Below are 13950 nucleotides of genomic sequence, written 5' to 3'. Positions count from 1 at the left end.
CCATGGCGCACCCCCGTATCCATCGCATCCTGCTGCTCGGTTTGCTCGGCCTCGCCGCGGTGATGGCGCTGATTGCGGCACTTTTGCCGGGACCGCACAACGACGAACCGGGCGCTTTGCCCGATCCGCGACCCGTTGTCGTAGCGCCTCCGCTTGGTGATCCATCTGAGCGGCGTTGTACCACGATCGCGCCGAACGATCCGGCCATGGCATCCTGCGCGGCGTTGTGGGACGCAAGCCGTCGCCGCTTTTTTGGTCTGCCCACGCGCCAATCCGCCGGGGCAGGACCGGCTGCCGCCCCGTCGCACGTGAAGGAGCCCTGGTGACATGAACGGCACCGGCATCATCGACCGCTTTCTCGCGGTCTTCTCGCGCTATATCGACAGCGGTTTTGGCCTGCTCCATGGCGATGTAGCCTTTATCGCCAGCACGCTGGTCGCGATCGACATCACGCTCGCCGCGCTGTTCTGGGCCTGGGGCGAGCACGAAGATATTCTCGCCCGTCTGGTGCGCAAGACCTTGTTTGTCGGCATGTTTGCCTGGCTCATCGGCAATTGGAACCATCTCGCCAGCGTGGTCTTCTCCAGCTTTGCCGGACTGGGCCTCAAGGCCAGCGGCACGGCCACGACCACCGCGCAACTGCTCCAGCCCGGCCGCATCGCCCAGGTCGGGCTCGATGCCGGCCGCCCGCTGCTCCAGGCGATTTCCGACCTCATGGGCTATGTCAGCTTCTTCGAGAACTTTGTGCAGATCGTCGTCCTGCTCGGTTGCTGGGTCTTGGTAGTGCTCGCTTTCTTCGTCCTCGCCATCCAGCTGTTCGTGACGCTTGTCGAATTCAAGCTCAGCACACTGGCCGGCTTCGTGCTCGTGCCGTTCGGGCTGTTCGGCAAGACTGCATTCCTGGCGGAACGCGTGCTCGGCAACGTCGTGGCTTCCGGGATCAAGGTCCTGGTCATGGCCGTCATCGTCGGGATCGGCTCGACGATCTTCGGTGAGTTTACCGCCGCCATCTCGGGCACGCCAACGCTCGAGGACGCGATGACGCTGGTGTTGGCCAGCCTGACGCTCCTGGCGCTCGCGGTCTTCGGCCCAGGCATTGCCAGTGGGCTGGTGTCGGGTGGCCCGCAGCTCGGCGCCGGTGCGGCGGCAGCCACTGTGCTAGGTGCCGGCGGGCTTGCTGCGGGTGGCGCTGCTGCCGTTGGCCTTGCCGGCGGCGCGGCAGCCGCCGCGACCATGGGCACGCTGCGCGGCGTCAGCGCGGCCGGGACCGCCTACCGCGAAGGCGCGGCTGGGCATGCCGGGCTTTCTGGCGTCGCACACGGGCTTGGCCAGATTGGCAGCACGGCTGCGCGCGGGGCCACGGCACCGCTGCGCAAGGCCGGCGTCGGATCAGGCGAGGGTGGGCGGAGTGAACCTGCTCTGGCCAAGGGCGCGGGCGCATCTGCCGAACCGGCCAGTCCACCGGCCTGGGCGCGCGCGCTGCGCCGACGCCAGGCGCTGGGGCAGGGCGCGATGATGGCCGCCCACACGCTGCGCAGCGGCGACAGCCAGGGCGCCGGTACCAGCATCGACACTTCGCAGAAGGAGGATTGATCCATGTTTCGGCGTTCCTCGATCCGCTATGCCATGACCCCAGAGCCGGTCACGCCCTACCAGCGCGCCGCGCAGGTCTGGGACGAACGTCTCGGCTCGGCCCGCGTGCAGGCGCGCAACTGGCGCTACGCCTGTCTGGCCGCGCTTGGCCTGTCCGGTCTGCTTGCTGCGGGTCTTGTCTGGCAAGGTGTCCGCGGCACGATCGTGCCATGGGTTGTCGAAGTGGACCGGCTCGGCGAAGTCCGCGCGGTGGCGCCCGCTCAGGCCGGGTACCGGCCGACCGATCCCCAGATTGCCTACCAGCTTGCCCGTTTCATCGAGGATGTGCGCAGCCTCCCGGCCGACCCGGTGGTTGTTCGGCAGAACTGGCTGCGGGCCTATGATTTCGTGAGCGACAGCGGCGGGCAGGCGCTTGGCGCCGATGCGCGCAGCAACGATCCCTTCGCGCGGATCGGCAAGGAGCAGGTCGCGGTCGACGTGACCAGCGTGCTGCGCGCTTCACCCGACAGCTTTCGCGTCGCCTGGCGCGAGCGCCATTATCGCGATGGCGGCCTGGCCGATACCGAGCAATGGAGCGCGATCCTGACCATCACGCTCCAGGCGCCGCGTTCGGCCGATGCGCTGCGCAAGAACCCGCTCGGGCTGTTCATCACCGCTATCAACTGGTCGAGGGAGCTTACGCCATGACCTGTCTGCCTGACTTTGCCTGGTCTGCCCTTTGCGCGCGTCTGCGCCGCTCTATGATCACGCCTTTGGTGTCGCTACTGGCCATTGCGCCGCTTGGCGCCGCGAGCCAAGCAGCGCGTGTTGCCGCAGCCCATCATGGCGTTGCGGCGCAGTCGGCAGCATCCGTGCGCGTGGCCGCGGCCACTGGCGCGGCGCGCGTCGAGCCCGACCCGCAGGGTTTTGCCAATGCTATCCAGCGCTATGCATTTGCGACCGGTGCGCTGTACCAGGTCTATGCCAGCCCCGGCCATGTGACCGATATTGCCCTGCAGGATGGCGAGCACCTGGTGGGCAGTGGGCCAGTCGCGGCCGGCGACACGGTGCGCTGGCTCATCGGCGATACCACCAGTGGCGCCGGGGTAGCCCAACGGGTGCACATTCTGATCAAGCCAACCCGCAACGACATCACCACAAACCTGGTCATCAATACCGATCGGCGCACCTATTATCTCGAGTTGCGCGCGACACCCTCGAGCTGGCTCGCTGCGGTGTCGTGGACTTATCCCGAGGACGAGCTCGTTGCCCTGCGCGCCCGTGCCCAGGCCGCGCAGCAGTCCACACCCATTGCAGCGGGTATCGATCCGGATGCACTCGATTTCCGCTACAGGATCGGCGGGGATAAGCCGCGCTGGCGGCCTGATCGGGTCTTCGACGATGGCCACCGGGTCTACATCGCCTTCCCTGCAGACATTGCCGCGGGCGACATGCCGCCGCTGTTTGTCACTGGGGCTGGGGACCAAGTCGAACTGGTCAATTACCGCGTGGCTGGTCGTTTTCTGGTGGTCGATCGCCTGTTCGATCGCGCCGAAATGCGGTTGGGCGACCGCAAATCGGCGCAGCGCGTGACGATCACCGCTCTTGCCAGGAAGGCACGGTCATGACCGCTCGGAAGCGATCGCAACGCGCTGTTGCAGATCATGGCGCCACGGGGCCCGACGGCGAGTCCGCCGGCGAACCCGATGGCGAAAGCCCCGCTGCACAGAACCAGCAGGCGTCCGACGGCGCCGCGCCCCATGATCGGCGCGGTGGCATACAAGCGGCGGCCGCAGCCATGGTCCGCCTGCGTCCCGCTTGGCCTGTCGTCGAGCGCCTGTCGTCCAAGGCAGTCCTCGCTCTGACGGCGACGGGCGCCGCTCTTGTTGCTCTGGCTTTTGCCTTCGGGCTGCAAGGTGGGCGTGCATCGTCAGAGGCGGACACGCCACCGGTCGCGTCTGCCCAGCCTGGCAATGTGTTGGCCAAGGCACCGCGCGATTACACCGAAGTTCCCCGGCTTGCTTCCGTCCTGCCCGGTGATCAGGCGCAAGCTGGTGACCAGTCGGACCCGCCCAGCGGTTCGACCAGGCCCCATGAGCAGCCCATGGCGGAAAAGCAGGGAAGCGGGCCAGCCGCACCGCCGGCTGGACCGAGCGGTGATAGCCTTGCCGCGGCACGGCAGCGCCGCCAGGCCGAGCGTGATGCCGCGCGCCAGAGCCGCCTGTTTGCCAGCGAAGCGGTCCATCACGGCGACAACTTGGCAGAGACGGGTGGCGTCAGCAGCCAACCCGCTGCCGGTGTGATACTCCCTGCCGCTCAGCCGGGTTCCGCGCCGCCATCGGTGACGGACGCGCGCCAGGCCTTCCTGGATCGCCCGGGCTCGGCGTCGACCATCTCGGCCGCGCGCCTCGTGCCGCCGGGTGGCCAGGCGGTGCTGCAGGCCGGCAGTGTCATTCCGGCTGCGCTGATCACCGGGCTGCGCTCCGACCTGCCCGGCCAGATCACCGCGCAAGTGACTCAGAACGTTTATGACAGCCTGTCCGGCACGCAACTGCTCGTTCCGCAAGGCGCGCGTCTGATCGGCGAATACGACGCCGCCATTGCAGCCGGACAGCGCCGCGCCTTGCTGGTCTGGACGCGCCTGATCCTGCCCGATGGTCGCTCGCTCGACCTTGCCCGGTTGCCCGGCACGGATCCGGCCGGGCAGGCCGGCCTTGAGGATCGCACGGATTTTCACTGGGGTGGCATCATGCGCGCGGCTGCGGTCTCGACGCTCCTCGCAGTCGGGGCAGAATGGGGCAGCGATAGCGACAATGCGCTGGTCCGCGCTCTGCGCCAGGGCGGACAGGACAGCGTCAACCGCGCCGGCACGCAGATCGTGGCGCGGGCGCTCGACGTGCCGCCCACCTTGACGATCCGCCCCGGCTATCCGGTGCGCGTCCTGGTGACGCGTGATCTCGTGTTCGAGGCCAGCGGAGCGACGCCGTGAGGCGCCGGGTCCTGGCTGCCATTGCCAACGGACAATGGTATCATCTGTGCCTGACGCTTGTGCAACGTCAGGCGTACCGGCGGCGGCGCCATGCCCAATTGCCAAAACGGATTGGATCTTTGCCGACGAGTATCGTTGCCCCTGGCAAGCCACTGGAGACATTGCGCCTCAGCCCTTGTTGGATGTGGCATGCAACAGCTGCCGATAGCCGCCGGCAACCAGGGCTTCGGCGGTGCTCAGCAAGCGATGAACCTGACGACGCTCCGCGCTCGTTGTCCAGTCAATCGCGCGATCGAAGCGCCCACCGGGGAATACCACGGCTTCGGCGAGCTCGCGCATGCTGGTGGCGGGCTGCGCCCGGCGGGCATCGAGCAGGCGCAGCAACAGATCGAGGCGATGACGCTGGTACGCGCTAGGCCTGTCAATCGTATCCCAGCCAGCAGTGCGTCCGTCATTGAGCAGGTTGTGGAGGCGTCCCAGTGCGCAGCGGCGCAGTCGCCAATGGCGATCGGGCGTGGCAAAGCATGTCAAGTGCAGCCAATCGTCGCTTTCCGGCAAAAGTAAGCGCAACCAGCCATTGCCGGCGCGTACGGCCATATGATGGGGCCAACTGGTCGGCGCTGGCGATGCAGCATAAAGGCTGGCGCTGAGCGCAGCGCGTGACAGGCCGGGCGTGCCGGGCGGCGCCGCGACCAGGACCAGTGTGGCGGGATGCCATGTCGGTTGCCAGAGTGCCGGCATGGCGTGGACTGTAGCATCGGGATTGAACGGAAAACGCCAGGCCCCATGCTTGGGCCCACCCCCTTCTTCGCGCGCGATTGTGGCGCTGCATGCCCAGCCAGGCCGCGCGATAGGCTTCGTTCCTGCGCAGGAATTCCTGGGCATAGCTGGCAAAGTCACAGGCTGGATCGGGCACGACCATTGTGGCGCTCCTTGTCTCGGAGACGCAGCATGGTCATCGCTATCGTGCGCAGCCATTCCCCGGGCGAGGAGGGGGGCTCCCCTGTTCTTGGTATAGACAGGGCATGCCCACGAGGGTCGCGGATCGGCGAAAAGACAAGCCGTTCAATTCGCACGGCAAAATCGCAAAGGTCTGGTATCGTGCGCGCGGTCGCTTGCCGTATAGTCGATAATCAGCCGGGTGGTCGGCGCGCATGTCCAGGCGTGATGCTAAAGGTGCCGACAAGACGTCCCAAGAACGCTCTTCCACCGCCCGGCTGTCTTGCCGCTTCGTCGTACGGCAGCGAGATTGGAGATGTTGCCGTCTTTTTTGCCAGGCTGATAAGCTCATCCTGATCCGAGCGCGGACCGAAATGACGGCACGAGAAAGCGCTCCTTTCGCGCAACGGCGGGCTGCTGCCTGGATTTGAGGCGAATATCGTGATCGTGGACCTTGAGCGCGAAAACGTGCTGAATTCGACCGATCTGCAATCTAAAGGTAATTCCGCCCTCTTCCAGGGCTGCGTGGCGCAGGGCGCGCCAATCTAAACCTTGGTGCGCGGCCGACTTCGTGTTGCGAGACCAGCAGTTTTGCAGCGACGCCAAGGGTCATGGCCGCAATTTCGGTCGCAGGCATCTGCTGGACGCGGTTTTGACCCTTGTTGACATTTGCAAGCTCGCGGTCCTGCCAAAATCGAGTATCTATCGCATTTGGGGTGCAAACTAGGAGTGTCTTCATGCGCAAGCTTGCAATCGCTTTGACCGCAGCCATGGCTATGGCTGCTACGCCGCTCACTGCCTACGCAGCCCCCTGCAAGGACGCCAAGGGGCGCTTCGTCAAGTGTCCGGCTGCCAAGCCAGCCCCCAAGAAGCCGTGCAGGGATGCCAAGGGCAAATTCATCAAATGCCCGCGTTAACTAACATGGTCCCGGCGCGCTAGGTCGCGCCGGGGGGCCGACGTGTCGGTTCCGTCATTCATGCTCTGTGAATGGCCAGCTTTCGCGGCGCGCTTCTGACTGAAAATAAATCGATTATAAAATGGTTATGCGAGGTTGGGCCTCGCATCCTGTCCGGGCGACACAAGGAGTCGCACCAACCGGAAAGGACTGAACCATGAATGACCGTGACCAGACCGACACCGCCCTGATCGACCTCGGCGATGTCGCCACCGTGACCCGCGGCCAAGCGGTGGCCCGGCAGGATGCCAGCATCGGCCAGCAGAGCTTCGCGCTCGGCATCGTCGAAGACTGATCCTCCCACTTGGGCGCGGGCCGGAACCTGACCGGCTCGCGCCCTCATGCCCGGAGGATCGTGCAATGGCACCATCACTCTTGCGGCCGGGCCTGCACTTCTGCCTTGTCGGCGACGACCCCATATTTCTCGATCTCGTCAGCGGCCGCTATTTTCGACTTCCCGATCACCAGGCCAAGGCATTTTGTGCGCTTGTCGCATCAGGAATGGTCGATCGCATCGCGCTGCAGGCTGCGGGCCTTGGCGATCTGGCTGGCGTCGCTGATAAGCCGCTGGTGTTGGAACCCTGCCGCTGGACCTTGCCCGATCAGGCCTGTGACGCCTTGAACCATGGCGGGTTGCCGTTGGCAGAGACCGCCCGGGCGTTGCGCCAGCAACGGAGCTACGAGCGGGCTCTGGCGCGCCGCGGTCTCGCTCCGCTCTGCGATGAACTCGCGGTCTTGACGGTGAAGGCGACACCACGCCCGATCGGCATCGATGATGCCGCCGGGCGGCTGGTCCGCGGGTTTCAGTTTGCCTGCTTTTTGCGAACGGCGGCCGATCGCTGCCTGCCGCGTTCCCTCGCGCTGGTCGACCTGCTCGCCCGGCGCGGCTGGCGCGCCCATGCCGTGCTGGGTGTCCGGCAGGGCCCTTTTGCCGCCCATTGCTGGGTCCAGGCCGGACGCATGGTGCTCAACGACACGCCTGAGGCCGTGGCATGCTTCACCCCGATTCTGGCGCAGTGAAGCCCCTCGACGCAGCACTGGCCTTACAGCTGCACGGCGGGCTTGGCGAGGGGCTTGTCCCGCTGCGCCAGTTGCGCGACCTGCGCGCGGCACGCAGCGGCCTATGGCTGGGGGAGGGCTGGTCCGTCCGTTCCCTGGGAGCCTGGGGCTGGCTGGTGGGGTGCAGTTTCGATCGGGACGGCAATGTCTTGGTGGACCCCCTGGCCGGCGCTCCGGCCCTGGCCGACCGATCGGCCGTGGCGCACTGGTTGGTGCGCCACACCTGGGGCGCCTGGTTCGCTGTCCTGGTCGATCCGCGAAGTGAGTCGGTGGCGATCCTGCGCGATCCTTCCGGCCTGCTGCCGCTCTATCGGCGTATCGACGCTGGTCGCTGTCTGCTGGCAACGGCCCCAGCATTGTTCGCGCAGGCGGGCATGGCGATGAGTGTCTCCTGGCCTCACGTGCGGCAGTTTCTGCAGGATCCCGAGCGCCGGCAGCGTGCGACATGCTTGGTTGGTGTCGACGAACTGTCGCCCGGCGTGCTCTACCCCCTCGAGCAGGGAGCGCATCAGGTGGCAATCTGGCAACCGGCGCTCCATGTGCCGGCATCGGGCGACGTCACGCTGGCGGTCGCAGCGCAGCGTGTGCGGGACTGTGCGCGCATGGTCATGCGCGCCTGGTCGGGACATTTCGGGCAGGTTGTCGTCGCGGCGTCCGGTGGCGTCGATTCCTCGCTGGTCTGCGCGGCCCTGGCTGTCGAACAGCGGCCGTTCTCCTGTGCGACCGTCTCCACACCCGATCCCAGCGGCGACGAAACCGCCTATGTCGCCCGTCTTGCAGCGCGACTGGACGTCTCGTGGCGTGCGGCGCACTACGAAATCGCCGCGATCGATCCGGGTGCGGCAAGTTTTGCGCACAGTGCGCGGCCCGTGGGCAAGATGTTCGTCGGTGAGTTGCGGCGTCAGCTCGGGGAAGCCTGTGCCGCAGTCGGCGCGGCGCGCGTGTTCGACGGCAATGGCGGTGACAATGTGTTCTGCTTCCTCCACTCGGCAGCGCCGTTTCTTGATGCGTGGCGCACACTGGGGCCGTCGCGCCAGTTGGCAGAGGTCTTTGTCGACCTGTGCCGACTGACCGGCGCCGACGCCCCGACCCTGGTGCGCGCCATTCTGCGGCAATGGTGGCGGCGCCAGCGCTATGCGAGATGCGCACCGAACCTTGGTCTTCTGGCTGGCCCGGGCGAGACTGCCCCCTCGCTGCCGCTGACGGACTGGGAGGCGCAGGTGCCGATGACGGCGACAGGGGCGCGGGCGCACTTGCGCTTGATCGAGGCGGCCCAGCATCACGTCCATGGCCTGGACGATCCCTTGCGCTTTTCGCCCTTGTTCAGCCAGCCGCTGGTCGAGACCTGCCTGGGCATTCCGACCTGGGTCTGGTGTCAGGGCGGCATCAATCGCGCGCCGGCGCGTGCGGCGTTCGCCGCTGAGCTGCCGGCCGCGATCACCGGGCGGGTCGCCAAGGCCGGACCGGATACGGTCATGCGCGCGGTCTTCGCGCGGGGCCGCGTCCGGTTGCGGGCGATGCTGCACGATGGCCTGCTGGCCGGGCAGGGGCTGCTCGACCTTGCCGCCATCAATGCGGCCCTTGCGCTCGATCCCCAGGCGGACGACGACCGGATCTATCGCTTGCTCGATCTGGTCGAAGCCGAGGCCTGGGCACGCTCATGGTCGTGATGGGAGGCAGGTGACCTCGTCTTTGCGGGGAGCGCCAGGCATGGCCAGCCAGCGCTGGTACTGTGTGGCCTTGTTCGGGTCGCAATCGCGCTGGCGCTGCAACCAGAAGCTGAACCAGTCCATCGTGCGTTCGTACATCGCCAGGCGATGCGCCGGTTGCCACTTGAAATGCGGTTCGCCGGGCATGACCCACATTTCGATCGGTTTGCCGTGCAGGCGGAACTGCGCGACGACATCGAGCGCGTTGGTATATTCGCTGTCGTCCGATTGGATCAGAATCGGCGCCGTGATCCGCTCGGCGTTGGCGGCAAGGTCCATCGGCTTCCACACTTGCGCCGATTGGGGCTCGAACCAGGCCGTGCCCAGCTGGCGCCCGAGCCGCTCGAACACCGGCCCAGCGACCAGCGGGTAGATCGTCGGGCCTTCGCAGCACACGCCCAGTTCGGCGGCCTTGAACAGCTTGCTGTTGAGCAGCGCCCACTGTGTCATCGACGTGCCTTCGCTCATCCCGGTAATGCCCATGCGCGCGGGATCGACCGTGCCGGTGGCCACGGCCTGGCGGAGCGCTTCTTCCAGCGCCGACTGGACGCTGCGGCGATCGAGCCAGTCGACGTGCTCACGGCGCATCAGTTCGGTTTCATCGGGCGCGTCGCGCACGCTCGGCACTGCGCCGGGACGCGCAAAGCTGAGCACCGCGAACCCGCGTGCGGCCAGCGGCTGGATCGGATTTTCGTCGCCGGTGCCACCGCGCAGGAAGCCTTCGCTGAGATATTGCACGACGACCAGGGGATGGTGCTCGCCGGGGCGATGGTCGGGCGGCAAGACGAGGTCGGCATGGCTTTCGACGCCGTAGGCATTGCGCACCTTGAGCCGCTGGATCGTGCCGAGCCGGAACTGGGCCCATTGCGGATTGGGATCGAACACGGTACGCGATGCCCCGCTGCGCCAGTCGATACGCACCAGCACGCGTGGATGCGCGCTGCTTTCCCGCGCGCAGTACAGCGCATCGGGTCTGGGGACGCACCCGACCAGCACGTCGTCGGTGGTGAGCACGGCTTCCGGGCGCGGCGCGCCGCTGTGCCAGCGCAGCAGTCGGGTCTGGCTGCGGCCCCAGCCGGTGCGCTGCAGGAGGTAGAGCGTGGCGCCGTCGCGCGACCACCAGAGATGCATAGTGCCCTCGCACAGTGCCTCGGGGCACAGCCATCGGCGCGGCGGCCCCCGTCGTGCCGGCACTTCGATCACCACCTGGCGCGCGTTGACCACCCATGCGGGATGGACCGGCTCGATCCAGGCCCAGCGCCCATCGGCACTGGGCGTCGCGCCGCTGGCCTGTGAGGGTTGGCCTGGTGCAGGGGGCGGCACCAGGATTGCCCGTTCGGCCGACGTTGCCGGCTGGATCGTGCCGCTGGCGATGTCGACACGGCTGAAGACCAGGGGCATCGGTGCCGAGGGAATGGGATGGTCGGCCAGTTCGGGCGCAAAGCGATCGTCGTAGAGATAGCCTTCGCCCGCTGTCGCGGCGATTGCTTCGCTCTGCTGACGCAGGGCAGGGCGGGTCGCGATGATCAGGGCCGTGCCCTCGGCGTTCCAGGCGAGGTTCTCGACCGCGTCGGGCAGCGCGGTCAGCGCCCGCGCCGGGCCACCGTCGCGGGGCACCAGCCAGGCCTGGGGTGGCCCGGCAGTCTGCTTGATATAGGCAATCGTCCGGCCATCGGGCGACCAGTGCGGCGTGATCACCTGGCCATAGCCGGCCCGCAGCGCCGGAAACGTGCGCAACGGGTAGGTCGCCCGGATGAATGTGCCGCCACGGTCGATTTCTCTGGGTGCCGCCGGCGATCCATCCGACGGCACGGCGGGTACCAGTACCAGGCGCTGGCAATAGGCGTTGTGGGCCGGATCAGCTTGGCGCAAGATCACTGCGATAGTCTTGCCATCCGGTGACAGGCCGAACGGCGGCGGCGCATCATAGGGATCGGATCGTCCGATATCGATCAGCCGGGCCAGATCCTGGGCCGTGACCAGACGCGATGCCGGCGCAGCCGAAGCCGGGGCGGCTGGCGGATCGCAGCGATCGGCTACCGGCGCTGGACTGACGGGCCAGGCAATGGTGGCTTCGGCCAGGAGGAGGGCAAGCGCGAGGGCCATTACCAGCGCCTCGCCAGGCCAAGCGCGATGAAGCGACCGATGGCTGAGTAATTGGTCGAATCGAATGGGGTGTCGGTCGGTCCGGTCTGACCGATCGCTGGCGGCTGCGTGTCGAATAGGTTGTTGACCGTCAGCGACACGACCAGGCCCGGATCCTCGCCCGACCGGCGGGCTGGCAGTAGCGTATAACGCAACGCAAGATCGGCCGTGGCCTGCGGCGACAAGCGCGCGGGCGTGGCAAAGCGTTGGTCGCGCAGGGCACCGATGTAATTGACATGCACGGCGCCGCTGAACCGCGTGTCTTCATAGCTGACGCCGCCGCGTGCCCGCAGATTGGCGGGCTGGAAAATCACGCCGGCAAGGCGGGTCTGCGGCTGACCGGCCGAAAGGATCTGGTCGCTGTCCAGCCAGGCCCCGGCGAGGTCGAAAGCCAATGTGCGCCGATCGTCCAGCGGCTTTTTCCAGGTCGCGCGCAAGTCGATCCCGCGGATGGCCTGGCGCGCGATATTGACGTAGCGATCGTCGACCAGCACCGCGACGCCCGCAGGATCGAACGCCGCACCGGTGTAGTTGACCAGGGCGGGCCGCGAGCCAGCGACCAGCGTGGTCAATGCTGGTGCGGAGGGCGAAAAGGTGACCAGCCCGGCGTTGCCGGGATTGCTCAACGCATTGGCAATGCTGCCGGGAAAAGGTTCGGCAACCCGGTCGCGGTACTGGACATCGAAATAGCTGGCTTCGACGCGCAGGCCCGGCACGGCTGCCGGCTCGACCGTGACTCCAGCTTGCCAGGTCCGTGCCCGCTCGGGGGTGAGATGGGTATTGCCGCCGCTGACCAGCAGCAGGTTGCCGCTCGGCAAACCATACCAGTTGCCGGGCAGCAGATAGGTCTGGTAGCCCATGTATTGCTGGTAGAGCGTGGGCGCCTTGAACGAGCGCCCCCATGAGGCCTTGATGGTGATGGCGCGAGCCGGCGCATAGATCAGGCCCAGGCGCGGCGTCGTCATGCGCGCCATGCCAGGATAATCTTCGTACCGCAGTGCCGCCGAAAGGTTGAGACGCGTGACGCCGGGGACGGCGTTGCCCGGAGCAATGATAGGCAGGTTCAGTTCACCGAAGGCATAGCGGCTCGAGCGGGCGACATTGTAATCCTGCGTTGTCACGCCATTGCTCACGACTGAATAGGCAAAGCCATTGCGCCGCACGCCGCCGCCCAGCGCCAGACGCGCGGTGCCGCCGGGGGTCCGGAACAGCGGACCCTCGACATTGGTTTCGGCCGACCAGGCGCGGTTGCAGACGCACCCGCTGTTGATCGAGGGATTGCTGCTGGTGATATCGAAGTCCGAGCTGAGCCGGGTATGGTCCTGGCCCCAGGTGCCGAGGATACGCGCGGTCCAGTCACGACCCAGTGCGGCGGTCAACTCGGGGGCGAGCGACAGCATCGTCACGCGCGGCCGGTAGAGGATGCGCGAGGCATCGGTGCCGCCGGCGGTCTGCGAGGCGCGCGTGCTGTAAGACCCGTCGAGGCGCAGCGTCAGCCCTGGCGCGAGATCCTGGTGCAACGTGGCAGTCACAGCGTGGCGCCGTTGTTCACCGTAGAGCGTGTTGTCTGCTGACAAGGTCCCGGCAAAGTCACGCTGGCGTGCCACAATCGCCGAATTGTGAGCAAAATCATAGGCGAGCATCATGCCGCCGGAGGCCCACCGCGCACCCGTGACCAGATCGGCCTGCTGCTGGAAATCACCACCCTGGGTGCTCGTGCCGATCTGGGTCGACGTGGCGAGTCCGACATAGTCGGGGCGCAGCACGACATTGACCACGCCGGCCACGGCATCCGAGCCGTAGAGGGCCGAGGAACCGTCGGCGACGACATCGATCCGCTCGACCGCGGCAACCGGGATCGCGGATATGTCGACGCCACCGTAAGCGGAATCATAGGGCAGGCGATGGCCGTTGAGCAGGGTCAGCGTGGCATCGGCGCCGAGGCCACGCAAGTTGACGCTGCTTGCCATGTTGACATTCTCATTGGTGCCGCCGGCGCCGGCACCCACGCCCGGGTTCTGGCCGCCGCCGAAGTTCTGCGGCAGCGCGCGCAGCGCCTGGCCCAGATCGGTCTGGCCTGCAGCGACGATATCGGCGCGCGAGACCTGGATCACCGGTGCGGCCACCGCCGCGCCACGAATGCGGGTGCCGGTCACCACGATCGGCGCATCGCTCGTGGCCTGGGTTGCCGCATCGGCTGTGCCCGCGGCCCGGATCGTCACGGTCTGGCCGGAAAAGTGCGCCACCAGACCGCTGCTGGCGAGCAGAGTAGCGACCGCTTCGGGCAGCGACATCGTGCCATGCAGCGGCGGCGCAATACGGCCATTCACCGCTTGCGCGGGCGCATAGATTTGCCAGCCGGCGCGCGCGGCGGCCGCGCGCAGCGCCTCGCCCAGATCCTGCGCTGGCAGATCGAAACTATAGCGCGGCGCCGGGGCTGCGAGAGCCACGGCAGGCTGGATCAGCAGCAGCGCTGCGCTTGCCAGCAGGAAGGACTGGAGTCCGGGGCGTCTCGACATCGTTGCATTCCCTCATCGTTGGCCACGCTTGATGCGTGTGCGATGCAGGGTTCGACGCCGGC

At 67.0% G+C, this 13950-nt stretch carries 12 protein-coding genes and 1 pseudogene; 9 read left to right on the top strand and 4 right to left on the bottom strand.

Annotation, left to right across the window (positions count from 1 at the left end):
- Nucleotides 1–2: 2 nt before the first annotated feature.
- From trbK-alt to IP65_RS15825, 5 genes are read left to right on the top strand one after another with little or no spacing between them, the layout of a single operon-like run.
- Nucleotides 3–326, top strand: coding sequence for a putative entry exclusion protein TrbK-alt (trbK-alt, locus tag IP65_RS20945; protein WP_082350193.1), 324 nt, complete (start codon nucleotides 3–5; stop codon nucleotides 324–326).
- Nucleotide 327: 1 nt separating this feature from the next.
- Nucleotides 328–1593, top strand: coding sequence for a P-type conjugative transfer protein TrbL (trbL, locus tag IP65_RS15840; protein WP_054132291.1), 1266 nt, complete (start codon nucleotides 328–330; stop codon nucleotides 1591–1593).
- Nucleotides 1594–1596: 3 nt separating this feature from the next.
- Complete coding sequence (gene trbF, locus IP65_RS15835) at nucleotides 1597–2280, top strand: conjugal transfer protein TrbF (protein WP_054132290.1); 684 nt, start codon at nucleotides 1597–1599, stop codon at nucleotides 2278–2280.
- Nucleotides 2281–2333: 53 nt separating this feature from the next.
- A complete protein-coding gene (gene trbG, locus IP65_RS15830) occupies nucleotides 2334–3200 on the top strand; it encodes a P-type conjugative transfer protein TrbG (RefSeq protein ID WP_054132289.1) in 867 nt (288 codons plus the stop codon).
- On the top strand, nucleotides 3197–4561 hold the full coding sequence (locus IP65_RS15825) for a TrbI/VirB10 family protein (RefSeq protein ID WP_082350191.1): 1365 nt from the start codon (nucleotides 3197–3199) through the stop codon (nucleotides 4559–4561). Before trbG ends, IP65_RS15825 begins: the two co-directional genes overlap by 4 nt.
- Before the next feature lie 168 nt (nucleotides 4562–4729).
- Here the strand turns inward: IP65_RS15825 and IP65_RS21745 are convergent, their stop codons facing one another.
- Both IP65_RS21745 and IP65_RS22235 read right to left on the bottom strand, forming a co-directional pair.
- Nucleotides 4730–5158: a DNA -binding domain-containing protein gene (locus IP65_RS21745; protein ID WP_158441975.1), complete on the bottom strand. Its 429-nt coding sequence runs from the start codon at nucleotides 5156–5158 to the stop codon at nucleotides 4730–4732.
- A 184-nt stretch (nucleotides 5159–5342) separates the two neighbouring features.
- Nucleotides 5343–5483, bottom strand: a pseudogene (locus tag IP65_RS22235) (transcriptional regulator domain-containing protein); the annotation flags it as partial.
- Nucleotides 5484–6237: 754 nt separating this feature from the next.
- On the opposite strand from IP65_RS22235, the gene IP65_RS20940 reads away from it, so the two are divergent.
- From IP65_RS20940 to IP65_RS15810, 4 genes are all read left to right on the top strand, one after another.
- Entirely contained in the window at nucleotides 6238–6417 is a 180-nt protein-coding gene (locus IP65_RS20940; RefSeq protein ID WP_197279266.1) for a hypothetical protein, read from the top strand.
- Between the two features lie 196 nt (nucleotides 6418–6613).
- The gene (locus IP65_RS21410) at nucleotides 6614–6751 is read left to right on the top strand and encodes a hypothetical protein (protein ID WP_156306644.1); all 138 of its coding nucleotides are present in this window, start codon (nucleotides 6614–6616) and stop codon (nucleotides 6749–6751) included.
- Nucleotides 6752–6831: 80 nt separating this feature from the next.
- Nucleotides 6832–7476: a lasso peptide biosynthesis B2 protein gene (locus IP65_RS15815; RefSeq protein ID WP_171792861.1), complete on the top strand. Its 645-nt coding sequence runs from the start codon at nucleotides 6832–6834 to the stop codon at nucleotides 7474–7476.
- Complete coding sequence (locus IP65_RS15810; RefSeq protein ID WP_082350188.1) at nucleotides 7449–9185, top strand: asparagine synthase-related protein; 1737 nt, start codon at nucleotides 7449–7451, stop codon at nucleotides 9183–9185. The genes IP65_RS15815 and IP65_RS15810 overlap by 28 nt, the downstream gene beginning before the upstream one ends.
- On the opposite strand, the gene IP65_RS15805 is transcribed toward IP65_RS15810, so the two are convergent.
- Entirely contained in the window at nucleotides 9174–11330 is a 2157-nt protein-coding gene (locus tag IP65_RS15805; protein WP_054132286.1) for an Atxe2 family lasso peptide isopeptidase, read from the bottom strand. The two genes, IP65_RS15810 and IP65_RS15805, sit on opposite strands and share 12 nt — an antisense overlap.
- Nucleotides 11330–13888 (bottom strand): TonB-dependent receptor, encoded by a 2559-nt coding sequence (locus tag IP65_RS15800; RefSeq protein ID WP_054132285.1) that lies wholly within the window; start codon nucleotides 13886–13888, stop codon nucleotides 11330–11332. Before IP65_RS15800 ends, IP65_RS15805 begins: the two co-directional genes overlap by 1 nt.
- Between the last annotated feature and the right edge of the window lie 62 nt (nucleotides 13889–13950).

The sequence above is a fragment of the Novosphingobium sp. AAP1 genome, assembly GCF_001295765.1.
Taxonomy (GTDB): Bacteria; Pseudomonadota; Alphaproteobacteria; order Sphingomonadales; family Sphingomonadaceae; genus Novosphingobium; species Novosphingobium capsulatum.
The sequence above is the reverse complement of the archived record's forward strand: the minus strand, read 5'-3'. Positions and strand labels throughout refer to the sequence as shown.

Excerpts from the sequence above, each read along its gene's own strand:
- trbK-alt (WP_082350193.1), top strand. The coding sequence starts at position 3 with ATGGCGCACCCCCGTATCCATCGCATCCTGCTGCTCGGTTTGCTCGGC.
- trbL (WP_054132291.1), top strand. The coding sequence starts at position 328 with ATGAACGGCACCGGCATCATCGACCGCTTTCTCGCGGTCTTCTCGCGC.
- trbF (WP_054132290.1), top strand. The coding sequence starts at position 1,597 with ATGTTTCGGCGTTCCTCGATCCGCTATGCCATGACCCCAGAGCCGGTC.
- trbG (WP_054132289.1), top strand. The coding sequence starts at position 2,334 with ATGATCACGCCTTTGGTGTCGCTACTGGCCATTGCGCCGCTTGGCGCC.
- IP65_RS15825 (WP_082350191.1), top strand. The coding sequence starts at position 3,197 with ATGACCGCTCGGAAGCGATCGCAACGCGCTGTTGCAGATCATGGCGCC.
- IP65_RS21745 (WP_158441975.1), bottom strand. The coding sequence starts at position 5,158 with ATGGCCGTACGCGCCGGCAATGGCTGGTTGCGCTTACTTTTGCCGGAA.
- IP65_RS20940 (WP_197279266.1), top strand. The coding sequence starts at position 6,238 with ATGCGCAAGCTTGCAATCGCTTTGACCGCAGCCATGGCTATGGCTGCT.
- IP65_RS21410 (WP_156306644.1), top strand. The coding sequence starts at position 6,614 with ATGAATGACCGTGACCAGACCGACACCGCCCTGATCGACCTCGGCGAT.
- IP65_RS15810 (WP_082350188.1), top strand. The coding sequence starts at position 7,449 with ATGCTTCACCCCGATTCTGGCGCAGTGAAGCCCCTCGACGCAGCACTG.
- IP65_RS15805 (WP_054132286.1), bottom strand. The coding sequence starts at position 11,330 with ATGGCCCTCGCGCTTGCCCTCCTCCTGGCCGAAGCCACCATTGCCTGG.
- IP65_RS15800 (WP_054132285.1), bottom strand. The coding sequence starts at position 13,888 with ATGTCGAGACGCCCCGGACTCCAGTCCTTCCTGCTGGCAAGCGCAGCG.